Annotated in this window: 25 protein-coding genes and 1 pseudogene; 6 read left to right on the top strand and 20 right to left on the bottom strand. The window is 60.2% G+C overall.

The window, feature by feature from the left end:
- Positions 1-50: 50 nt before the first annotated feature.
- The 4 genes and pseudogenes from recG to ACGYLO_RS16715 all read right to left on the bottom strand — a co-directional run bounded on the left by recG (position 51) and on the right by ACGYLO_RS16715 (position 4,949).
- On the bottom strand, positions 51-2,141 hold the full coding sequence (recG, locus tag ACGYLO_RS16730; protein WP_271687446.1) for an ATP-dependent DNA helicase RecG: 2,091 nt from the start codon (positions 2,139-2,141) through the stop codon (positions 51-53).
- Entirely contained in the window at positions 2,138-4,258 is a 2,121-nt protein-coding gene (gene ligA / locus ACGYLO_RS16725) for an NAD-dependent DNA ligase LigA (RefSeq protein ID WP_271687448.1), read from the bottom strand. The genes recG and ligA overlap by 4 nt, the downstream gene beginning before the upstream one ends.
- 101 nt (positions 4,259-4,359) lie before the next feature.
- Positions 4,360-4,554, bottom strand: a pseudogene (locus ACGYLO_RS16720) (helix-turn-helix domain-containing protein); the annotation flags it as partial.
- Positions 4,555-4,724: 170 nt separating this feature from the next.
- Entirely contained in the window at positions 4,725-4,949 is a 225-nt protein-coding gene (locus ACGYLO_RS16715) for a hypothetical protein (RefSeq protein ID WP_394376944.1), read from the bottom strand.
- Between the two features lie 318 nt (positions 4,950-5,267).
- Here ACGYLO_RS16715 and ACGYLO_RS16710 point away from each other — a divergent pair, with 318 nt between their 5' ends.
- From ACGYLO_RS16710 to ACGYLO_RS16690, 5 genes are all read left to right on the top strand, one after another.
- Positions 5,268-5,510: a hypothetical protein gene (locus tag ACGYLO_RS16710; RefSeq protein ID WP_394376943.1), complete on the top strand. Its 243-nt coding sequence runs from the start codon at positions 5,268-5,270 to the stop codon at positions 5,508-5,510.
- A 36-nt stretch (positions 5,511-5,546) separates the two neighbouring features.
- A complete protein-coding gene (locus ACGYLO_RS16705) occupies positions 5,547-5,807 on the top strand; it encodes a hypothetical protein (protein WP_394376942.1) in 261 nt (86 codons plus the stop codon).
- A 167-nt stretch (positions 5,808-5,974) separates the two neighbouring features.
- Positions 5,975-6,118 (top strand): hypothetical protein, encoded by a 144-nt coding sequence (locus tag ACGYLO_RS16700; RefSeq protein ID WP_394376941.1) that lies wholly within the window; start codon positions 5,975-5,977, stop codon positions 6,116-6,118.
- Positions 6,119-6,310: 192 nt separating this feature from the next.
- Positions 6,311-6,583: a hypothetical protein gene (locus ACGYLO_RS16695; protein ID WP_394376940.1), complete on the top strand. Its 273-nt coding sequence runs from the start codon at positions 6,311-6,313 to the stop codon at positions 6,581-6,583.
- Positions 6,580-6,822, top strand: coding sequence for a hypothetical protein (locus ACGYLO_RS16690; RefSeq protein WP_394376939.1), 243 nt, complete (start codon positions 6,580-6,582; stop codon positions 6,820-6,822). Before ACGYLO_RS16695 ends, ACGYLO_RS16690 begins: the two co-directional genes overlap by 4 nt.
- A 154-nt stretch (positions 6,823-6,976) precedes the next feature.
- Here ACGYLO_RS16690 and ACGYLO_RS16685 read toward each other — a convergent pair whose 3' ends face one another.
- The 14 genes from ACGYLO_RS16685 to ACGYLO_RS16620 form a co-directional block, all read right to left on the bottom strand.
- Positions 6,977-8,107, bottom strand: a complete 1,131-nt coding sequence (locus tag ACGYLO_RS16685; protein ID WP_394376938.1) for a hypothetical protein — start codon at positions 8,105-8,107, stop codon at positions 6,977-6,979.
- The gene (locus tag ACGYLO_RS16680; RefSeq protein ID WP_394376937.1) at positions 8,108-8,362 is read right to left on the bottom strand and encodes a hypothetical protein; all 255 of its coding nucleotides are present in this window, start codon (positions 8,360-8,362) and stop codon (positions 8,108-8,110) included.
- 62 nt (positions 8,363-8,424) lie between these two features.
- The gene (locus ACGYLO_RS16675) at positions 8,425-8,709 is read right to left on the bottom strand and encodes a hypothetical protein (protein ID WP_394376936.1); all 285 of its coding nucleotides are present in this window, start codon (positions 8,707-8,709) and stop codon (positions 8,425-8,427) included.
- Entirely contained in the window at positions 8,684-9,112 is a 429-nt protein-coding gene (locus ACGYLO_RS16670) for a hypothetical protein (protein ID WP_394376935.1), read from the bottom strand. The genes ACGYLO_RS16675 and ACGYLO_RS16670 overlap by 26 nt, the downstream gene beginning before the upstream one ends.
- A gap of 8 nt (positions 9,113-9,120) precedes the next feature.
- The gene (locus ACGYLO_RS16665; RefSeq protein ID WP_394376934.1) at positions 9,121-9,480 is read right to left on the bottom strand and encodes a hypothetical protein; all 360 of its coding nucleotides are present in this window, start codon (positions 9,478-9,480) and stop codon (positions 9,121-9,123) included.
- Between the two features lie 169 nt (positions 9,481-9,649).
- Complete coding sequence (locus tag ACGYLO_RS16660) at positions 9,650-9,850, bottom strand: hypothetical protein (protein ID WP_394376933.1); 201 nt, start codon at positions 9,848-9,850, stop codon at positions 9,650-9,652.
- Positions 9,847-10,488: a lysozyme gene (locus ACGYLO_RS16655; RefSeq protein WP_394376932.1), complete on the bottom strand. Its 642-nt coding sequence runs from the start codon at positions 10,486-10,488 to the stop codon at positions 9,847-9,849. Before ACGYLO_RS16655 ends, ACGYLO_RS16660 begins: the two co-directional genes overlap by 4 nt.
- Positions 10,475-10,921: a hypothetical protein gene (locus ACGYLO_RS16650; RefSeq protein WP_394376931.1), complete on the bottom strand. Its 447-nt coding sequence runs from the start codon at positions 10,919-10,921 to the stop codon at positions 10,475-10,477. The genes ACGYLO_RS16655 and ACGYLO_RS16650 overlap by 14 nt, the downstream gene beginning before the upstream one ends.
- Positions 10,921-11,220, bottom strand: coding sequence for a hypothetical protein (locus ACGYLO_RS16645; RefSeq protein ID WP_394376930.1), 300 nt, complete (start codon positions 11,218-11,220; stop codon positions 10,921-10,923). The genes ACGYLO_RS16650 and ACGYLO_RS16645 overlap by 1 nt, the downstream gene beginning before the upstream one ends.
- Positions 11,207-11,398 carry a hypothetical protein gene (locus ACGYLO_RS16640; RefSeq protein ID WP_394376929.1) on the bottom strand — a complete coding sequence of 64 codons (192 nt, stop codon included), beginning with the start codon at positions 11,396-11,398 and terminating at the stop codon, positions 11,207-11,209. The genes ACGYLO_RS16645 and ACGYLO_RS16640 overlap by 14 nt, the downstream gene beginning before the upstream one ends.
- Positions 11,399-11,466: 68 nt before the next feature.
- Positions 11,467-12,414 carry a DUF5309 family protein gene (locus tag ACGYLO_RS16635; RefSeq protein WP_394376928.1) on the bottom strand — a complete coding sequence of 316 codons (948 nt, stop codon included), beginning with the start codon at positions 12,412-12,414 and terminating at the stop codon, positions 11,467-11,469.
- A gap of 27 nt (positions 12,415-12,441) precedes the next feature.
- On the bottom strand, positions 12,442-13,428 hold the full coding sequence (locus tag ACGYLO_RS16630; RefSeq protein WP_394376927.1) for a hypothetical protein: 987 nt from the start codon (positions 13,426-13,428) through the stop codon (positions 12,442-12,444).
- Between the two features lie 34 nt (positions 13,429-13,462).
- Positions 13,463-13,705 (bottom strand): hypothetical protein, encoded by a 243-nt coding sequence (locus ACGYLO_RS16625; RefSeq protein ID WP_394376926.1) that lies wholly within the window; start codon positions 13,703-13,705, stop codon positions 13,463-13,465.
- Positions 13,706-13,714: 9 nt separating this feature from the next.
- A complete protein-coding gene (locus ACGYLO_RS16620) occupies positions 13,715-15,763 on the bottom strand; it encodes a hypothetical protein (protein ID WP_394376925.1) in 2,049 nt (682 codons plus the stop codon).
- Between the two features lie 73 nt (positions 15,764-15,836).
- Here ACGYLO_RS16620 and ACGYLO_RS16615 point away from each other — a divergent pair, with 73 nt between their 5' ends.
- Complete coding sequence (locus ACGYLO_RS16615; RefSeq protein ID WP_394376924.1) at positions 15,837-16,094, top strand: hypothetical protein; 258 nt, start codon at positions 15,837-15,839, stop codon at positions 16,092-16,094.
- A 94-nt stretch (positions 16,095-16,188) separates the two neighbouring features.
- On the opposite strand, the gene ACGYLO_RS16610 is transcribed toward ACGYLO_RS16615, so the two are convergent.
- A complete protein-coding gene (locus ACGYLO_RS16610) occupies positions 16,189-17,829 on the bottom strand; it encodes a hypothetical protein (protein ID WP_394376923.1) in 1,641 nt (546 codons plus the stop codon).
- Positions 17,829-19,451 (bottom strand): glycoside hydrolase family 73 protein, encoded by a 1,623-nt coding sequence (locus ACGYLO_RS16605; RefSeq protein WP_394376948.1) that lies wholly within the window; start codon positions 19,449-19,451, stop codon positions 17,829-17,831. The genes ACGYLO_RS16610 and ACGYLO_RS16605 overlap by 1 nt, the downstream gene beginning before the upstream one ends.
- Positions 19,452-19,453: the final 2 nt, after the last annotated feature.

Raw genomic sequence — 19,453 nt, 5'->3', positions numbered from 1 at the left:
AAGTAAAGAACTTTTTGAGAACATTCGCGAACATAATGATGTTCTGATCTCTAACCCACTGTTATTAAACGGATCGCCTCATCCTGCCGCATGAGCCACAAAAGCAGTCTCACAGCCTTGCCGCGTGGCCCTTCGAGGCTGGGGTCATCGGCCAAAAGCTTGCGGGCATCCGATTGCGCCACCGCCATCAGGCCCGCCTGCCGCTCCAAATCCGCCACGCGGAAACGCGGCACGCCGGACTGCGCCGTGCCAATCAGATCCCCCGTGCCGCGCATCTTCAGGTCGGTTTCGGCGATGACAAACCCGTCCTCGGATTCGCGCAGCACCTCAAGCCGCTGGCGGCCCGTCTCACTCAGCGGCGCTTGATACATCAAAAGGCAGGTCGAGGCGCCTGAGCCCCGCCCGACGCGACCCCGCAACTGGTGCAGCTGCGCGAGGCCGAAAATTTCTGCCCGTTCCACCACCATGATTGTTGCATTGGGCACGTCGACACCCACTTCGATCACTGTCGTGGCCACCAGCACCTTGGTCTCCCCCGATTGGAAGGCGCGCATGGCGGCGTCCTTCTCGGCGGGCGGCATCTGGCCGTGGACCAGCCCGACGACGCCCTCGCCCAGAGCGGCGCGCAGACGTTTAAACCGGTCCTCCGCCGCCGTGAGATCACTGACTTCGCTTTCCTCGACCAGCGGACACACCCAGTAGCATTGCCGCCCCTCGCTGATTGCATGGCGCATCCGGTCGATGACCTCATCCATCCGTGCGGTCGAGACGAGCGCGGTGCGAATGGGCTGTCGCCCTGGGGGCTTTTCATCCAAAATCGAAACATCCATATCGCCGTATTGCGCCAGCGCCAGACTGCGCGGGATCGGCGTGGCGGTCATCACGAGCACATCGGCAAGCTTCCCCTTACGGCCCAGTTCCAGTCGCTGCCGCACGCCGAAACGGTGCTGTTCGTCAACCACGGCGAGGCGCAGATCGGCAAAGCTGACATCCGCCTGAAAGACCGCGTGGGTGCCGACGAGGATCTGGATATCGCCGCGTTCCAGCGCCGCGAGCTTGGCCCGACGCTCGCCCCCCTTGTCGCGCCCGGTGAGCAGTTCCAGCACAACGCCCGCCTGCTCCGCCAGCGGTTGAAGCCCCATAAGGTGCTGACGGGCAAGGATTTCCGTCGGCGCCATCAGCACCGCTTGTCCCCCCGCCTCAACCGCGCGCAAGAGCGCCATGAAAGCCACCAGCGTCTTGCCCGCCCCCACATCGCCCTGCAACAGCCGGTTCATCCGGGTCTCGCGGCCCATGTCGGCGGTGATCTCTTCGATCGCGCGCTGCTGCGCGCCTGTGGGGCGATAGGGCAAGGAGGACAGGACCCTTTGTTGCAGCCGCCCGTCGCCCCGATTTGCCCGCCCCATCTTGCGCCGTTCATTCTGTCGCGCCAGCGCCAAGGTCACCTGATGGGCGAAAAGCTCGTCATAGGCCAACCGCTCGCGCGCGGGCGCGGTGGCGGTCAGATCCTCGGCCTTCCGCGGATCATGGGCGGCCTCTGCGGCGGCAGCGAAATCGGGCCAGCCGGCCTGCGCCACCTGCCCCGGATCGGCCCATTCGGCGACCACGGGCAGCCGTTTCAACGCGCCGCGGGTGGCCTTGTACATCAGCTTTTGCGTCAACCCGGAGGTCAGCGGATAAACTGGCTCAAAATCGGGAATGCTGCTGGCCTGATCCTCCGGCACCGCGAAATCGGGGTGGACCATCTGCGCCATCCCGTCGAAAAATTCCACCCGGCCCGAGACGTTGCGGCGGCTGCCTTCGGGCAATTGGCGCTGCCAGTAATCGCCCCGCGCGTGGAAATAGACCAGTTGAAAACTGGTCTGCGCGTCCTCGACCATGATGCGATAGGCGCCGCCCTTGTTGCGGGCCGGGCGATGCGCACCGATGGTGACCGCGACGGTCAATGTCGCGGGCAGATGCGCGTCCTTCACACTGTCGCGCAGACGGCGGTCGATGCCGGAATGCGGCAGGGTAAAAATCAGATCGCGCGGCGCTTGGATGCCCAATTGCCCCAGCACCTGCGCGGTCTTAGGCCCCACCCCTTCGAGCGTTTCCAGCCCGGCGAAAAGCGGGAAAAGCTGTTCCGGTCTGCCGCTCATTGGCCGTCGATCAGGGCCAGCCAGCCGTCTTCATCCAAGGTCTCGATCCCCAGTTCGGCGGCCTTTTTGGCCTTGGACCCCGCCCCCGGCCCCGCGACCAGAATGTCGGTCTTGCCGCTGACCGAGCCCGAAACCTTGGCCCCCAAACGCTCCGCCCGGGCCTTGGCCTCGGCACGGCTCATCTTCTCCAAGGTGCCGGTGAAGACGACCGTTTTGCCCGCCACGGGGCTGCCTTCGGTGTCGGGCCGCTCGGCAGGAATCACGGTCAGATGGGCCACCAACCGGACGATGGAGGCGCGCTCCGCCTCCTGCGCGAAGGCCGACACGAGCGAGCCTGCCATGACGCTGCCCACCCCATCGACGCCGATCAGATCGTCCCACGCCGGGCCGTCCAGCCCGCGGGCCTCGGCCATGGCGGCCTCGAAACTCTGCCAATCGCCGTAGTGGAGCGCGATCAGGTTCGACGCCGCCTCGCCCACATGGCGAATGCCGAGGGCAAAGATCAGCCGCGCCATGGGAATTTCACGCCGATCTTCAATGGCTTGGAACAGATTTTCGGCCGATTTCGGCCCCCAGCCTTCGCGGTTCTTCAACTGCTGCACGCCGCTGCCGTAACGCTCTTTCAGGGTGAAGATATCCGCAGGCTCTGCAATCCAGCCGTCGTGGTAGAACTGTTCGACCTGTTTGGCCCCCAAGCCATCAATGTCAAAGGCTTTGCGGCTCACAAAATGGATCAGCTTTTCAACGGCTTGGGCCGGGCAGATCAGCCCGCCCGTGCAGCGCCGCACCGCATCGCCCGGCTCGCGGATCGCATCCGATCCGCATTCCGGGCAGGCGGTCGGAAAGACGAAAGGCGCCGCATCCTCGGGGCGTTTCGACAGGTCAACATCGGCCACTTTGGGGATCACATCGCCCGCGCGGTAAATCTGCACCCAGTCACCGACGCGCACATCCTTGCCACCGCGGATTTCGGCGCCCTTGCTGTCGAGCCCTTTGATGTAATCCTCATTGTGCAGCGTGGCGTTGGAGACGACGACACCGCCCACCGTCACCGGCTGCAACCGCGCCACGGGGGACAATGCGCCGGTGCGCCCGACCTGAATGTCGATGCTTTCAAGCCGGGTCCATGCCAGTTCGGCGGCAAATTTATGGGCCACGGCCCAACGCGGGGTGGTCGAGCGAAAGCCGAGCCGGTCCTGCAGGGCAAGGTCATCGACCTTGTAGACCACGCCGTCGATATCATAGCCAAGCGTGGCGCGCTGCGCCTCGATCGTCTCATAATGGGCGACCATATCGCCCGGCCCCTCGCAAAGCGCGGTCAAAGGGTTGGTCGAGAACCCCAGTTCCGCCAAACGGTCAATGGCGCCTTTTTGGGTGTCGGCCAAGGGCGCCGAAAGCGCGCCCCAAGCATAGGCGAAGAACCGCAGGGGCCGCGCGCGGGTGATTTCGGGGTCTAATTGGCGCAGCGATCCGGCGGCGGCATTGCGCGGGTTGGCGAAAGTCTTGCCGCCCCTTTCCGCCTGCCGCGCGTTCAGGGCCGCGAAATCGGCGTGGCTCATATAGACCTCGCCGCGCACCTCCAGCAGATCGGGCGCGTTCTTGAGCTCTTGCGGGATGTCTTGGATCGTGCGGGCGTTCGCGGTGACATTCTCGCCCACAGCGCCATCGCCGCGGGTGGCGGCCTGGACCAGCACGCCGTTTTCGTAGCGCAGAGAAAGCGACAGCCCGTCGATCTTGGGCTCGGCCGTATAGGCCAGCGGCGCATCGGCGCCGAGGCCGAGGTATTTGCGAATCCGCGTGTCGAATTCGGTGACTTCCTCGGCATCGAAAGCATTGGCGAGCGAGAGCATCGGCACCGCATGGCGTATCTTCCCAAAACCTTCGGCGACCGGCGCGCCGACCTGTTCGGAGGGGCTATCGGCGCGCTTTAGGTCAGGGAAACGCGCTTCGATCTCGGCATTGCGGCGTTTGAGCGCGTCATATTCCGCATCGGAAATTTCCGGCGCATCTTCCGTATGATAGGCGCTGTTCGCCGCGCTCAACACCTCGGCCAGCCGGGCCAATTCCGTCTCTGCCTGCGCTTTGGTCAGCGCTTCAACCTCGATCTGGGATGTCACGATCTGCCCCCGATATTGTCATCTGTCGCTTAGATAGGTGGCGATCAGGGGCAGGTCTAGCGATTTCAGGGCGAATGATTTCGAGCCCGAGCCGAGGGGGATCAGGCGCTGGCGGCCAAATCCATCTCGACCGGGTCAGGATCGCGCAGCACATAGCCGCGGCCCCAGACCGTCTCGATATAGCTCTCCCCGCCAGTGGCTTGGCTCAGCTTTTTGCGAAGTTTGCAAATGAATACATCGATGATCTTCAACTCAGGCTCATCCATGCCGCCATAGAGGTGGTTGAGAATTATATCACTATTCCTTGCCCGTCAGTTGCTTAGGTTTGAAAATTCAAAGGACATAGCGAAAACGAACGGTGAAACTTATACCGCATGTGGAACGCCCTAGAGGTCTGCGCGAAGTTTGCCGCGACCAATAGCTTACGGGGAAACCGGATGCATCGCGGGGCTATGGTTGCCGATGGTTAGCGGGGAGATTGGAAACGCTTTCGCGCCCACTTTGTTGCAAACAAGCTGCCAAAGAACAGCGCCCCCATGGGGAGCAGAACGGGCCAAGCTAAACAGCCGGGCATAGCAAAGCCAACCCACCAACCCGCCTCCTTCCAATCAATCGCGTACCAGATGCCCAGCCCCACCCATACGGCTGCAATGCCCGCTAGGTAGATCGGGAAGAATTCAACAGGTGTCATGTCTCTCTCCTATTGGGGCTTAGAACGGCGCAACGTGACAACGCGCGGGCCTATCTCGACCTTGACGCCATACAATGCCAGCGCCGCGTCAACCTTGGCCTTTGTCTCATCCGATCCGCGCTGCCCTGCCAAGAATGCCCGCAAGGTAGGCGCAGGCAATCCCGCCGCCTCTGCAAGCTGCTCATCGGTAATGCCAGCTAGGACGCGGGCCGCTCTATATTCTCTACGTTGCATGTGTTATTTTTTATACGAAACCCGCTTGACTGTCAATGCCGGATGGTGTATCAATAATTATACACAGAAACGGGAGAGAATGACATGACCGCCAACGAACTCAAGCAAGCCGCAGCCCTCGCAATCCTCGCAATGTCTGACAGCGACAAAGAGGCGTTTATCGCAATGATGGAAGGCGGCAACGACGATGCAGCCACAACCGCAGCGCAGTCTTTCGCGATTGAGGGCGCACAGCGTCAGGTGAGAATGGCGCACATGGCGCTGGAAAGCAGCAGCATCATGGGCGACCTGACAGAAGCGGTTTATGACACAATGGCGGCGGCGTAAGCCCCGCCCCTACAGGCAGGATATTAGGAGACGCGCATGGCTTGGGACCACAAATACAGACGACTTGAAGAAGGTGAAACGATAATGGAAGGGGATGAGGTTCAGGAGGACGATCCGTTTGGCTGGCGTCCTACTATTTGCGCAGGCAAGAAAGCGCCCTCGCCGCTGTACACATCGCACCGCGTTTATCGCAGGAAGGTTTCCCCCGACCACGCGGAAGCGGCTAGAACACAAGACCCAAGGGGTTGCGATAGTGGCGGCAAGATTGAGCCAGTGTTCGACTCCGAGGACGACTAGCCCCCCGCATACATGGAGAAGACGATGAACGGCGACCCAACAAAACCTTGGAACGGCCCAGACCGCAACGACCCGACGAAACCTTGGAACGGGCCTGACGCTGGCAACCCTTCTAAGCCGTGGAACCAGCCCTAACCCCCTCGGGGCCGACACAAAGGAGAGAGACGATGAACATTGAGCTAGCAATACTGATCCCTTGGGTAGCAATTACCGTCGGGGCCGTCGGGCTTGCCTACACCCTCGCAGGCGGGGCTGTGGCGTTCGGGGTCTTGCTTGTTATCGGGTTATTTCTTCTATGGCAAAACCTCTAACCCCACCCCCTTAGCGCAGAAAGGATAGAGACATGGCGGCACACATGCGAGACGATGATGAAGTTTGGATCGTTTATTGCAGCGGAGACTTCGTAGCAATCTTAGACAACGAACAGGACGCCGAGAATATGTGTTCGATGCTAGGCCAGTGGTACACATGGAAGCGGTTTCAGGCCAGCACAGGAGTCACCCATGACTGAGACAGCACCGGAGCGGATATGGGCGACACATAGCGAGACGTGGGGCGCTGTTGAGTTGGGGCAATGGGCTGACACTGTTCGCCACAAAGGCGGGGAGGAATACGTCCACCATTCTCTGCTGGATGAGGCAGTGAAGGCGCTGGAAATGGTGACCGCTCAGATTAGCCCCGGCGACGATAGGCTAGACGATACATTTGCGGACTTCACAGGCGAGCAAACGGAACAGCTTTTCGCCACTCTCGCCAAGCTAAGGAGCAAGCCATGACCAATGCAAACGCATTACCGATACAAGAGCGGCTGCGGGCCGTGCAAGCCACCTGTGAGGAATTTGGGGACGGTGCCAGACCCACGCTTACGCTGGTGCGTGACGCCGCCGACAGGATAGACGCGCTAGAGAAGGCGCTGCGGGGTTGCCTCAACTACATGGAGAACACAGAGGCGGAGTTTGGCATCACGCTTGATAGTGCTGACGCCGCCCGCGCCGCGCTTGGGGAGGGGGAGTGATGGACCGCTTTATTTCATGGCTTTACACCCGCCGGATATGGGGGCCGCGCTGCCCTGACTTTGACCCGGATTGCCACACTTGTCGCCGATGGGCAGAGCATGACGATATGTTTGACGATAACAGCCCTATCCCCCTGTAACCGCCGATAACAGCCTAATTCCAAAAGCCGTGATTGAGCGTCAACAGCCGCCCGCCGCCCTTGCGATAGGCAACGCCGATCATTTCGGAGGGGCTGTTGTACAGGTTTTCCCGCGCATGGCGTCCTAGGGGTGCAATCGCCCGAACCTGATTGAACGTCATGCCGGTTTCATCCATCGCCCGCTCTTTCAGGCGGTGAAGGTGGCCGACCCACAATTCGCGGAACACGGCGCTGGCCCATAGCTGGGGGTAGGCCGTGGCAAAGGCTAGGACAAATTCGGTTGGGTTCTTTTTCAGGTCGCCGTGATGGCTGGCGATGAAATTGCCTGCCCAAGCATGGGCAAACACGTCGATGCCATCGGTATCAATCGTTACCCGCGCTTCATTGCGGTATCGCTGCTTTAGCGCCGCTCTGAGGATACGCGCGGTCTGCGGGTCATGGTTCCCCCGCAGCGATTTGTAGATCACATGGTCGGAGCGCTCTAGCGCCTGCTCAATACGCCACGCCTCAACCTCTGTCGCAACGTCTGTGGTGTCGTCATACTCAGCGTCTACCGCCAGCGGGTGCTTGCTCTGCGGGGTGAGGTTTGACGGGTCATTCTGTTCGGTGAAGTCACCGTTGTTTACGATGATTGTGCACTCAGCCGGGGGAAGCCGTTCCAGCAGGTCAAAGGTGCCGGATTTCAGCCTATCCACGCATTCTGCGGTGCCGTAGTCACCCACGCGCATTGATAGGTGCACGTCACTTGTCGGGATGAAGTTGCGCACGTCTGAGCGCGTCTGTGAGGGCCGCTTGATAGCGGGCGCGGGGCGTATGTTGTCTAGCCTATCCGCGATGCGCTCTAGCACGTCTTCCGGCTCGTCGTCGGCCTTGGGCTTTAGCTGGACGCTGTAGCTGATCCCGTCTTCGGATTTGGTCTTAATCCAAGCGAGGTTTGGCACCATCTTTGTGCCTGCCGCTTCCATGCTGTCGCGTATGGCGGGATCAACGTCCAGCCCCCTCGCCTTTCCGATCATCACGCGATGCCGGAATGTGTTGATATTCACGCCAAGCGCCGCTGCTGCCGCTGTGTTGCTGTTGTGATGCTCTGCCTTGGCTTGGATCGCTTCAAGGCATTGCGCGTCTGTGAGGGGCGGCGTAGGCACTCAGGAAGCCTCACCCGTCTTGCGGCGCAGGTTGGCAACGCCTTCAAGATACCCGTCAACCGATACGCGGACGCAAAACACGTTGTATTTCATGCGGGGGTTAGTCACCCGCTCATCTAGGAATTTGGTCATGCCTGCGCGGGTCTTTTCGCAGTCGGCAAGGGTGGCGAAGGTTCGCGGCTCATAGCCGTCGATAACGTGCGGAGACAGGTCCGCTGGCGTTGTGAATAACGCCACCAGTACAAACCAGTGCATGGCAGTTTCCTTTTGAGGGGAGGCCGCTTATTCCAGCGGCAGGGGTTGGATCAGGGAGGCGGCTAGCTGCCTCTGTCCAATAGAATGCGGGTGTCTAGGTGGATCGCCTCGGTCCTGCGGTCCACGTCAGCCATGTGCACCTCAATCTCGGCCAGCCGTGCGGCTATCTGCCGAACCTCGGTCAAGACGTATTCCGTCCGGTCTGGCGGCGGCGCGGCATGGCCCACCTCAACCGGGGATTTCTTTGCGCCCTTGCGAACCGCTAGAACCGCGCTAACGAGCCCCGCGAATAGACCCGCGATGCCTGCCCATGCTTCCGGCTCAATGCTGTTTATAAAATGAAGCATCAGCAGCAGACCTATACGCAGCGAGAACATCGAAGGCCGCAAGCGCGAGATACACGCCAGCACCAGTTGTGAGGGCGGCAGATTGCCCACTGAGCGCAGGTACTGCAAAGAGGACGGCTAGGCCCGCGAACAGGCCCGCGCCGAGAACGGCACCGATGCAGCGCAGGATAGGAGAGCGCCGCCAGTTGCCGTTGATAAATAGCCCCGCCATCCGCATGATTGCTATGACGGTCAGAGGCACCGCTAAGGCCACCTCATCAATGCCAAGCTGCCGGAATGCGGCGAATGCAACGCTGGTGGAAAGGGTGTCGCCGGGGATCGCTAACGTAAGGGCAAAGATCAGGATGATGATGCTGTTTTGCCATTCCATCCCCCTGCCATGCTGTAGGAACGTGTCGGACATGCGAGAGGTCATTTGCGCACCCCCAGCAGGGCAAGCCCGCCAATGCTGGCGAGGATGATATAGCCCTGCCACTCAGCCATAGCGCCCGGTAGAGCCGCGATAGTCCACGTCTGAGGAAAGGCGCACCCGGCGCACCATAGGAGGCTGTAGAGGACCACAGCGATGTAATGCAGGGCCGTAGGCACCGCGAACAGCAAGAGCGTCCAGAAGCCCCCTGCCCGCAGCCAATCGGCCCGCGTCTGCATGTGGGTCTTGATTATCTCGGCTTTTATCGCGTCCCTATCGGTCTGGGCGGCGACGTACTTGTCAACCGACGACATGGCGCGGTCGAGAACCCCGCCCGTCAGCCATTTGAGGAACCACATCATGCCAGCACCCATTCAAGCGCACCAATAGCGCCGCCAAGCACTGACAACCCGACAACAAGGGTCGCCCATAGGCTCGGCCATATCCCGTCCCGCGATAGCAAAGCGACAGCAAGGCCGATTCCGACACCCCACGCGAACCCCGCCGCCATGCCAACAATAATGGCGCTAATCATGCGCTTTGATCCCGCAGCCGCGCCACAAGGAACGCAAGGAACATGAAGCCCGCGATATACGGCATGGCCCACTCCGGCACCTGCGCTTTCAACTCAGGCGGCATCTGCGCCCATGCGACCGGAGCAACGGCGATGATTGCGGCAACGTGGGTGCTGTTCCACCGCCACCAATTGCGGGCATCTGAGACAAGTTTCATTTGCGGAATACTCCGAGGATTGCGGCCACCAGAGCGGCGAACCAGTGTTGTTGGGAGGGTTTGGCGGCAACCTTGCGGGACGATCCCGCCTCTTGCATGAGGCGCTGCAATTCCGCGCCGCTGATTGTCTTGAGGATACCGCGCAGCCTGCCGTGTTCATCGACGCGCCAAATGGGAATGCTGTCTCCGTTGGCGTCATAGTCACCAGTGCGGAACAGCGCCTGTTCGGCCTTGCGGCGCTTGATGATTTCCTTGGGCTTGAGCCAACCCATGAAGCCGTTGCCGCTCATGTCGCCACGGTTCAGCGCCTGAGTCAGCTTTGCGGCGAAGATACCGCCCGTGTTGAAGTCGAAGGACACGAGCGCGTCAAACTGGTGCTGTTTCAACGGCACTTTCACCGCCCGATTGACCCGCGCCTCGTATTTATCTAAGTCCACGTCAAAGAGCGCCAGAGCGTCCAGCACAGCCGCATCAACGTCCACTGGCATACCACGGGGCATCTGCGCAGGGTTAGGCCCGCCTGCTGCCGCTGTATGGCCTACACCCCACGTCCAAACACCCACGCTGTCTCGATATGGACCGGGAACGATGCCTTCATGCTCAGCGACCTCTAGGACGCCGCGATCACTGATCTTCATATATCACCTGTTTGGATTGTCCGCTTGCCGCCAGCATCCCCGGCGAAAACTCCCACGGCTCACGGTAGCCAAGGGCATGTGCGACCAGTTCGGAACAAAACCACTTGCCGGGGCGTTGACGGGCAAAAGCGGTCGCGGAAAGCACCGCGCCGAATTGGTCATAAGGCTTGCCGAGCAAAGGCATGGCCCGACCCCACGCGGCCTCTGGATCGCAGGGGAACGTGATAACGTCCCAATGTCCTGACCGCGTGTCGATGTATGCGCGCCTGACCTTACTGCCATCGCGCTTGCTGGCCCCTATCGTGCTATAGAGCGGCCCTTCGGACCACGGCGCTATCAGTTCACAGTGAGAGTAGTCCGCCCCCGTCAGCGCCCTGACTGCTACGTCCTGCCACTGGCCTCGCGCCTTGTAGAACAGGACGCGCGTCTGCATTAGAGCCGACCTTCGGTAACGCGGAATTTGCCAAATGCCCCGTCCATCAGCTTTTTGTTGAGCAGTTCGTTCATGGCGTCGGAATCGTCCATGCGAACCCCCGCCTCTTGCGCCCACTGACGCACCATGACAGCAGGGACAACGCCCACAGGCACCCAATCCTTTGGGATGTTGCCGTGGTGGCCCGCCTCGCGCGCGTGGCGCATCTTTTCGGCCAGCTTGAGCGTTGAGGTCACATCATGCGTTTGCAGGACGTGGGCAGAGTTGTCGTCTATGCTGATCCGCTCATTTAGCTTCATCTTTAGCCCCCGTCTTTTTCGCGGGCTTGGCTGTCTCAACGACTGTGATCCGCGCCGGGCCATCGGATTTCAGCACGGTGTCGCACCAATCACGGGGTGCCTCGAACTGCTCACCGCGCAGGCGCTTTTGCTTGTTGTGGTCATAGATATTGGAACTCAAAACAACGGCTGTCGGCATGGTTGCCCCCTTCTGGAATCAAAAAGGCCACCCCCGAAGGGATGGCCCGTTGTCGTTATGTCGCTGACTTACGAAGTGGTGTTGTCAGCAATGATGGCGCTGGTCTTTTCGTTCAGCGCGCGGAGGGTCAGTTCAGTGACAACGAAACGCTTCGTGTTGTCGCCAGTCTTGCCCATCTCTTTGGTCTGCATGGGGCGCGCCTGCGCGATATCCCACATGGACGTGTCGAGGATGAACACGTCACGGCCACGGCATTCCAGCGACATCTGGAACTTGACCTCACCAAAGGGCGTCTTGTACGCCACAAGGTCGTTAGTGACGCTGGCAACGCCCGATTGGTTGCGCTGGTTGTTGTTACCTTGGAACCCCAGAGCCGCGTCCATTTGGAACGGCGAAAGGAAGACGGTCTTGGCCTTCATGTTGCCGGAGTTTTCCACGATAGAACGCATGGTGTCGTCAAAGCGTGTCTGGGTGAACGCCTCCTGAGTACCATCGGTGCGGGCATCGGTGCCGTCGCCAGTCGGGTCCGCGCCTGTCGCGCCAACTTCGGTGTTGGTGTAAATCCACGAAGGCAGGCCAGCCAGCTTGCGCGCGGTCGTGGCGTTACCCGCGACCTTGGCTTGGTTGGCAAACAGGGCCTTTTCGATATCAAGGCGCTGCTCTTTGCCGACCTTGAGCAGTTCATAGGCCATCTGCTTGTCGCGGCCTGCTTTGGTCATGGCATCGTCAGTGTCCGAGATGCTGACGGCATCAAGGAAAATCTGAGTGTAGTTGCCAAGGCGGGTCTGAGCGGTACGCGCGGAGGGCGTAACGTCATCACCTTCAACGTGGGCGTTGACAGCCGAAGAACGCAGCGTGTCGGTCAGCCATTCGACGTAGGTGTTATTCGCCTTCGTCTTTTTCAGAGCAGTGAACAGCGGCGTTTCTTCCGGGTCTTTGCGGTAGATCACGTCTGCCAGTTGCTCGCGGATGCCTACCTGCTGGTAGGTCTGAACGGTATTTGTGGGTACAGCCATTTGGTCTGACTCCTAAGAAAGATTGAGTTATGGGTTGAGCAGGACGTTCACCCAATCGTCGTCCGACTGAGTTTTGATGGCCCGCTGCATTGCTTTTTGAGCGTTTGCCCGGTTGCCGCCGTCGCGCCCTTTGGCCTTCCGTTTGGTTACGGCCTTGGGTTGTGCGCGCTCTTGGCGAGCAGCTTGCTTGCCCTTCTGCAATTCGCGGTAGGCAAGGGCGTCGCGAAGGACGAGTACCTGCCGGGCATCCGAGATTTGCTCTAGGTCTTGCGCGGAGAACCCAAATTCGGATTCCGCCGACTTCATCAGCTTTGCCTTGAGTTCCGGTGCCTTCTTGGCGTCCCCGAACTCCGGCACAAGCTCGACCAGCTTGGCGTATTGCTCTTGCATGGCCTTCTGGCGCATCGCGGCGTTTTGCTGCTCTGCGCGCTGCTGATGATATTGGATTTGCTGTTGCTGCTCTTGGTAAGCCGCCATGTCTTCGTCGTACTGAGCACGCGCTTCCATGTAGCCAATCGGGTCGTCCCGCATGAGGTCTTTGGAAGGTGCTTTAGGTGCCGGGAGGAACCCGGTCTGCTGCACCTGCTGGACCGCTTGCAGGAACTGTTGGCGCTCTTGTTGCATGGCCTCCGCAGCCTCAAGCAACTTGGCTTGCGTCTGCTTGTTGGTTTCCATGCCCTTCTGAATGTAACTCTGACCGGAATAGCCGCGTTTGAGTTCGTCCAGCGTCACCTGCTTTTCTTCGCCGTCCACCTTTACAGTGTAGCTTTCCGCAGGCTGCTCTTCGTCCTCGTCGGCCTCTTCCTCGTCTTCGTCCTCGTCGGAGTCGGCTTCGTCGCCGTCTTCGTCGTCTTCTTCGGTTTCGTCGTCGTCCGCCTCGACGTCAGGCGCATCGTCTTCCGCCTCAACTTCCTCGGCTTCGGTCCCTTCGTCTTGGGGTGCCTCGTCCGTTTCCGCTTCGGGTTCTTCCGATTCCGGTGTTAGCAGCGCATTCACCGCTTGGTCTTCTGTCATTGGGCCATCGCCCGGCTGCATTGTGTCAGTCGCGTTATCCACGGTGCCGACCTTTCTTTTGCTCGATTGCATGGGTGTCGATGTGAGACTGAATCTCAGCTACGACTTCTCTGGCGGCCTCGACCTTTAGGCGGGCCAATTGCAGACCCGGCACATCGGCGGGGTCGCAATTCGTAAGGCGGTCAATTGCCGCCTGCTCTGCGTCTGCGAATGCCGCTGACAACAGGTCATCACTCAGAAGCGCGCGGGCGCGTTCTGCTCGTTGTTCAATGTCCATGGGTTTCCCTTAGAAGCGGGGCTGCGCCTGCAACTGGCGGATTTCTTGGTCGCTGACTTTCAGCCCGTATTCGCCAAGCAGCTTTGCCGCCTGCAAGATGGCGTCCTGTTCCATCTCGTCGCGCTTGCGGTCGTCTTCCATCCGCAGCTTTTGCGCGTCGAGTTGCAGCTTCGCCATGTCGGTTTGCGCGCGCTGCTGCGTCTTCATGCCCTCGGCCTGTAGGAATGCCGCCGACTGCGGGTCGCCCTGCCCCTGCTGTTGTTGCATCGCCTGCATCATCTGCGCGCGGATTTGCTGCTCCGTCTGCGGATTCATCGGCATGTAGTAGCGGTCAGCGTTGTTGACGCCGGACAGCTTGAGCATGTCCTCAAGGGTCGCTCGAATGCCCGTGAGGGTCACAAGGTTGGCCGTCATGCCGCCGCCCTGCATCAGCGCCAATTGCGTTTGCAGCGTCATTTGCATCGCAGCCAAGCGTTCTTCGTGCTTGCCGGTGCCGAGGCCCACGTTGGTCGTCAGGTCCATGCTCGCCGACCAGCTACGCGGGTCTACCGGGATAAACTGGCCGTTGAGGCGCATCATTTCGCCGGGGTCAACGTGCTGGCGGGTAAGCATGAGCATCAGCTTAAACAGCCGCCGCATCCCGCCTTCCGCGAGGTTGCGGGCAATGAGTTCAGCCGCTGCCGATCCGGCCTGTACGGCTGCGTTTACGCCTGCCGCTGTAGTGCTTTGGAGCGCATCCGCATCCATGCCGAGCGTTGATTTAGAAACACCCGTTTTGCTCTCAATCTGCATGTCGTAATATTGCAGCGCGGGAAGTGTGGCTTGCGCCGTGAACGGGATTGAAAGCGGTAGATATGCAGAGCCAGCGTCCCCCCTTGCTCTTAGAACAGCGCCAATCTCGCTATTCATCGCGTCTTCAAAATAACCGTTTGTGCCGTTCACAACCAAGCGCGGGTTGTTTGACATATGCACGTTGTCGATCAGACTGCGCAGAAGCGAGGTTGCCGCCGTCTGGTCGTCAATGATGATTTCAGCGAGGGAGCGGCCAAAGAACGTGTGAGGCTCAGGATCGCACTCAAACGCCGCATAGGGCTTATCGTCAGCCAGTTCGCAGGACAGCACTCTGTAGCCCTTGCCAGCGCAAACGACTTGGTAAAGCCGGGGAATGCCCGTGCCTTCCTTGTCTATTTTCATGTAGGCTTCGTAAAGCATCAGCGTCCGCATGGACGGGTCGTTGCTCTCGGTGTCCTCGTCGTCGTATCCGCGCCGCTCAAAGTCCTCAATGTCGTCGTCTTCGTCGGTCCCGGCGAGAGCAAACACCTCGTCAAAGTCTAGCCCGAAGTCCATTTCAAAGACCTCGCCAACGGTTGTTTCGCAGCGATCCGCGACAAGGCGGGCGTCTTCAACGGATGTTGCATCGCGGCTGATAAAGAAGTCTTCCGGCGGTACGCTCTTGACCTTCAACTGGCCCTTGGTCCGCGTGAATGCCACCTTGGCGTCGATCAGGGTGGACGCTTCGCCCGTCATGGGGTCAACCGGCCCCGCGACTTCCTCCTGCTCCAGCACCTCAACAGTCTCGTCCTGCGCGATAAGCTGGAACTGCTCAGGTGTCAGGTTGCTGTATTCGTCAAACTCGACTTCCTCAGTTTCGTCCCACCAGACTTTCGCAATGCCCACCTTTTTGACTAGCGCGTCGTGGAATACGTCTGTGAGGATGGAATAGCCGCCGCTCTCGTTGAACTTCCACGCGATGTAATCGGTGGCCTGCTCTGCTGCCGCAACGTCGTCAGGCTGGCGCGGAACGAACTCAACTGGCTTATCCGTCTGCAAAAACGTCCGCATCAGCACGGGCTTGACCATCTGGATCGTGTCGCGAACCTTGGTCGCCACGACCTTGCTACGGCCTTCCTCGGCCTCAAGGTCAACTTTGCCGTCAAAGTACCGCTGCGCCCGAATGCGCTCATCGGCTACCTCGCTTTCGCAGAAGTCAATCGCAGCCTCCAGCGCCTGCCGAACGGTGGCCTGAATGTCGTCGTCGGTCATGGGTTTGGGGTTCATGGTGGCTCCAATAGAAAAGCGGCCCCCAAAGGAACCGCTTGATTTGCGTGGCGCGTGACGCCATGTTTGGATTATGCGTTATTTCATTATTCCAGCACTTGGCCTGCTGGGGGCGTGTGCTACGCCTCAAGATATGGCTTCATCGTGCCAGACTTACGGCTTTAAGCCCGGCACAGATTCCTATGCTCAGTGTATGCAGAAGGAGGCACACGCCAATAATCAGCGCCGCGAGCATATGCGCGCGAAACTGCGTGAGATGGGCAGGCCACCCGAAGTGACCCACTGCCAAGCTGATATGCTCGGCACGGGCTTTCAGTGCTCGACGTTCTGATGGGCAGCATTTTCTATGCCATCGCCATCACGGCACTAGGCTTGATTGCCTATGCTCTAATCGGTCTGGTCCTCTTTGGGGTCTATACCGCTTTTTAGTTGTTGCCGACTTGCGACAGAAGGCCCGGAACTGTTGGGGCTGACTGAGCCACTGTGCCAGTCGGGTTTCGCATCATTGACTGAACCGCATTACTGCGCATGAGCGCCTGCCCCATGAACGGGAGAGACGCCGCGCCGATACCTGCCGCAGCAGCACCGCCAACGCCCATGCCCGCACCATAGCCAAACGCCGCACCGCCTGTTGCCAGCGCAGCGGGCAATGCCTCACTAATCGTCCGAGCACCGCCGGGGTTCACCGTAGGCGCAGGACGCAGGACCGCAGCGCCTGAGCGCGTAAAGTCTGCCATGGGGGTAGTCCGACCCGTAGCGTAAGCCTCGCGGCCCTGTGCACGGATCAGAGACTGATTAAGCTGTGTTGGTGAAAGGGTGCCGCCTTCGGCCCCCGCCCGTGATGCTGCATCCCGAACCCCGATAAAGTTGCGGTATGTTTCCCGCGCTTCACGCAGGTTGGCGATATCGTCAGCGCGACCCGCCGCCTTTAGCCCTTGGTCAGTCATATCATCGACAAGGCTGCGAAGACCGTGCGCAGCGTCTCGCGTTGCCGCATCCGGGGAAACTGTCATTTTGCCAATATCAGAGCGCCATTTCTTGAGCGTGGAAAGCGGCACGTCCTTCTTGGATTTAGAGAACGCGACAATCTCGTTAGCAATGCCACGAATGCGGGGCGTAAGACTGCCTTGCGGCACTCGCTCCGCGTAGTCAGAGGCAACCTTGACCGCCGCCTTGTATGCCGACTTATCGGGAACCACAGACACGCCTTTAACCGCATCATCCATGCGCTTAACGATAGCATCGCTTGCAGACTTGAGCGCCGAGGGCGTTGCCACCTTTTCGGCGCTGCCGATCTGGCGCATTGCGGAGGCCGTGAAGTCGTCAACTTGAGCGTTTGTGGGTGCAAGACGCCCTTCCATACGCATCAGAGGCTGCGAGTTCTTGGCCTGCCCAACCGTTAGGTCACGCACCCCCTCGCTCTGCAACTTGTTCGCCATCCGTGTGGCTTCGTCGTTGCCCTTAAACGCGCCGGGCTTGGGTGCTGCCGCGATAGACGCAAGCAAGCCAGCACCTACGCGGGCATAAGGTTCCGCTGCCGTGCCTTCTGTTGCCTGCCCTGCTGCCTCACTTGCCGCGCCGGGGATAGCCCCGTAACGGACCATGGCGCTAGGGCCAGCGGCCATACCAGCACCACCAGCAAACTCACCCATAGTCGAGATGAAGTCGCCTGTCTTGCCGGGGGCGCGGAATTTGCTTTCTTCGCCAATGACAGGAACGGCGGCGAGCATGTCGCGTGTATCTGGTAGGCTGTCCAAAGCGCGGGAAACTGCGGAAGGCTCTTCCATGCCAGCAACCTTCTCAACGCCTGCCGTCGCAAGCTGAGCGAGGTTCGCCGGGATTGCAGGCACATCAGCCATGCCACGCGCAACAGCAGCGCCCGCGCCGCGAATGCCTGTGCCGATCCGCTCGCCGATCGACTCCACCCCATCATCGACGCCGATAAAGTTATCCTTAGCGCGGCCAAGGAATGACATATCCGCATCAGCGTCCGGCTCCTTGGCGTACTTTTCCCAAGGCCCAGATGCTGGCGGCGTGTTTTGGTACTTTTCCCAAGGTCCGGCCATTACTGCACCTTTGTCCAGCTTTTAGGGTCTGCGGGGTCGCCGCCGTTGAAGCGATGGCCTTCGACAATGTCGCCAACGCTCGGCAAGCCGTTCTGTTCGCCCTGAGTAGTGGTCTCAAGCAACTGGCGAAGGCTGGGCGGCATAATCGACGTGCGGTTTAGCTTATCAAGGCTCTTCAACATATCGTTATAAGGCACCTCGCCCCGCTGGTACGCGGAAACAAGTTCCGACCGCTGCAAGTCTAGGTTTGACTTGGCAAGCATCATGTCGGCAATCGCTACGTTGGCTTCGGGGCTATTGGTCAGGCGACCCATGCCTTCGATCATGCCCGCATATTCAATGTCAGACGTGGAGCCACTGCCCTCAACTCGCAAGGTAGGCGCAACGCGCTTAATAATAGCCTGCCGGGCTGCTGCCGCGTCATTAAACTCCGGGAACATTTCAGCGAAACGCCCTTCCAACGGGCCACTTGGGGCCACTTGCGCCAACTCGCGCAGAGCCTCAATGTCGCCACGCACAGACGCCGCTTTAGTCCCTGCATCGGCAATGGCCGTGAGGCTTGTTGCTTGGTCCTTCTGTAGTTCCTCACGCAGAACGGAATCCGGTGCGGGCGGCTGATCCCCGTTCACGTTAACGGTTGTCCCGCCGCTGCGCGCCATCTGCAACGCCTCGTCAAAAGACATGCCGCGATTACGTTGCATGATGTATTCGACGTTCTGCATCAGCGCCGTGCGGTCGTCTTTGGGCTGGCGTGTCATTACGTCAACCGCCGCCTTATACGCGCTTGCGGGGTCAGCTTGCGCCATTTGCAGCAACTCAGGGGGCAGCTTGCCCGCCTTCACCTGTGCTTCGATAAACGCAATCGTTTTGTTGGCCTGCGCCTGCGCCTTCTGCTGCGTCTTGAACTCACGCTCATCCTCGCGCCGCCCTTCCATGCGGCCTTCCAGCCCACGCACAAGCGCCTCATTGGGATTCAGCGACATGCCCGCCAGCGCCATCTTGATTTCGTCGCGCCGGTTGGCTGTCATGTTCGGGAACATTTTGCCCAGCAGACCGCCTGCGCGTTCTGGTTCATACTCTGCCATATCTGCTCCCATCGTGTCACCTAGCAGCCCGCCGACTAGCACCCGGTCGCCCCCGCCGCCCGAAGGCTCAGAACGCCCCAACGGCTCTTTACCGAGCGCCATCATTGAAGCGTCTGCAATGTTCTGAGAGGAAGGCGTAAAGTCGCCATCCACCATGCCCGCAATCTTGCTCAGCTTTGACGCGTAGTTCGGGTCTGTCGCGTAGCCTGAGCGGCCCATAGCCGCGATTTGGTCGTCAAGGCTTCCAGCCGCCAAGACAGGCTTGTAGCGCGGGTTCCGTTCAAGAAACGCCGCGTAGTCGTCAAAACTCTGGCCGGGGTCCGAATAGCCGCGAAAACTCTGCGCCTTCGTGACCATCCGCCCGTTTTCAAACTCTTTCGTTTGCAGGCTGTTGCCGCCCTTCCGCCCGTGCGACTTGATCCCAAAATAGTTGTTATCGGGCGCGTGTTTGCCGTACCCGGTTTCAAGCGCCGCCTGAGCCAGCACAAGGCGCGGGTCGAGGCCCGTCCTCGCGCTCACGCGCTGCGCGTGTGGCATCA

It is taken from the genome of Sulfitobacter sp. 1A13353, from assembly GCF_043557255.1.
Classification (GTDB): domain Bacteria; phylum Pseudomonadota; class Alphaproteobacteria; order Rhodobacterales; family Rhodobacteraceae; genus Sulfitobacter; species Sulfitobacter faviae.
This window is presented reverse-complemented; position numbering and strand designations above follow the sequence as displayed.

Excerpts from the sequence above, each read along its gene's own strand:
- ACGYLO_RS16705 (WP_394376942.1), top strand. The coding sequence starts at position 5,547 with ATGGCTTGGGACCACAAATACAGACGACTTGAAGAAGGTGAAACGATA.
- recG (WP_271687446.1), bottom strand. The coding sequence starts at position 2,141 with ATGAGCGGCAGACCGGAACAGCTTTTCCCGCTTTTCGCCGGGCTGGAA.
- ACGYLO_RS16640 (WP_394376929.1), bottom strand. The coding sequence starts at position 11,398 with ATGCCGACAGCCGTTGTTTTGAGTTCCAATATCTATGACCACAACAAG.
- ACGYLO_RS16655 (WP_394376932.1), bottom strand. The coding sequence starts at position 10,488 with ATGAAGATCAGTGATCGCGGCGTCCTAGAGGTCGCTGAGCATGAAGGC.
- ACGYLO_RS16695 (WP_394376940.1), top strand. The coding sequence starts at position 6,311 with ATGACTGAGACAGCACCGGAGCGGATATGGGCGACACATAGCGAGACG.
- ACGYLO_RS16680 (WP_394376937.1), bottom strand. The coding sequence starts at position 8,362 with ATGCACTGGTTTGTACTGGTGGCGTTATTCACAACGCCAGCGGACCTG.
- ACGYLO_RS16690 (WP_394376939.1), top strand. The coding sequence starts at position 6,580 with ATGACCAATGCAAACGCATTACCGATACAAGAGCGGCTGCGGGCCGTG.
- ACGYLO_RS16660 (WP_394376933.1), bottom strand. The coding sequence starts at position 9,850 with ATGAAACTTGTCTCAGATGCCCGCAATTGGTGGCGGTGGAACAGCACC.
- ACGYLO_RS16700 (WP_394376941.1), top strand. The coding sequence starts at position 5,975 with ATGAACATTGAGCTAGCAATACTGATCCCTTGGGTAGCAATTACCGTC.
- ACGYLO_RS16670 (WP_394376935.1), bottom strand. The coding sequence starts at position 9,112 with ATGTCCGACACGTTCCTACAGCATGGCAGGGGGATGGAATGGCAAAAC.
- ACGYLO_RS16630 (WP_394376927.1), bottom strand. The coding sequence starts at position 13,428 with ATGACAGAAGACCAAGCGGTGAATGCGCTGCTAACACCGGAATCGGAA.
- ACGYLO_RS16610 (WP_394376923.1), bottom strand. The coding sequence starts at position 17,829 with ATGGCCGGACCTTGGGAAAAGTACCAAAACACGCCGCCAGCATCTGGG.
- ACGYLO_RS16645 (WP_394376930.1), bottom strand. The coding sequence starts at position 11,220 with ATGAAGCTAAATGAGCGGATCAGCATAGACGACAACTCTGCCCACGTC.
- ACGYLO_RS16605 (WP_394376948.1), bottom strand. The coding sequence starts at position 19,451 with ATGCCACACGCGCAGCGCGTGAGCGCGAGGACGGGCCTCGACCCGCGC.
- ACGYLO_RS16675 (WP_394376936.1), bottom strand. The coding sequence starts at position 8,709 with ATGCTTCATTTTATAAACAGCATTGAGCCGGAAGCATGGGCAGGCATC.
- ACGYLO_RS16625 (WP_394376926.1), bottom strand. The coding sequence starts at position 13,705 with ATGGACATTGAACAACGAGCAGAACGCGCCCGCGCGCTTCTGAGTGAT.
- ACGYLO_RS16715 (WP_394376944.1), bottom strand. The coding sequence starts at position 4,949 with ATGACACCTGTTGAATTCTTCCCGATCTACCTAGCGGGCATTGCAGCC.
- ACGYLO_RS16615 (WP_394376924.1), top strand. The coding sequence starts at position 15,837 with ATGCGTTATTTCATTATTCCAGCACTTGGCCTGCTGGGGGCGTGTGCT.
- ACGYLO_RS16650 (WP_394376931.1), bottom strand. The coding sequence starts at position 10,921 with ATGCAGACGCGCGTCCTGTTCTACAAGGCGCGAGGCCAGTGGCAGGAC.
- ACGYLO_RS16665 (WP_394376934.1), bottom strand. The coding sequence starts at position 9,480 with ATGATGTGGTTCCTCAAATGGCTGACGGGCGGGGTTCTCGACCGCGCC.
- ACGYLO_RS16620 (WP_394376925.1), bottom strand. The coding sequence starts at position 15,763 with ATGAACCCCAAACCCATGACCGACGACGACATTCAGGCCACCGTTCGG.
- ACGYLO_RS16635 (WP_394376928.1), bottom strand. The coding sequence starts at position 12,414 with ATGGCTGTACCCACAAATACCGTTCAGACCTACCAGCAGGTAGGCATC.
- ACGYLO_RS16710 (WP_394376943.1), top strand. The coding sequence starts at position 5,268 with ATGACCGCCAACGAACTCAAGCAAGCCGCAGCCCTCGCAATCCTCGCA.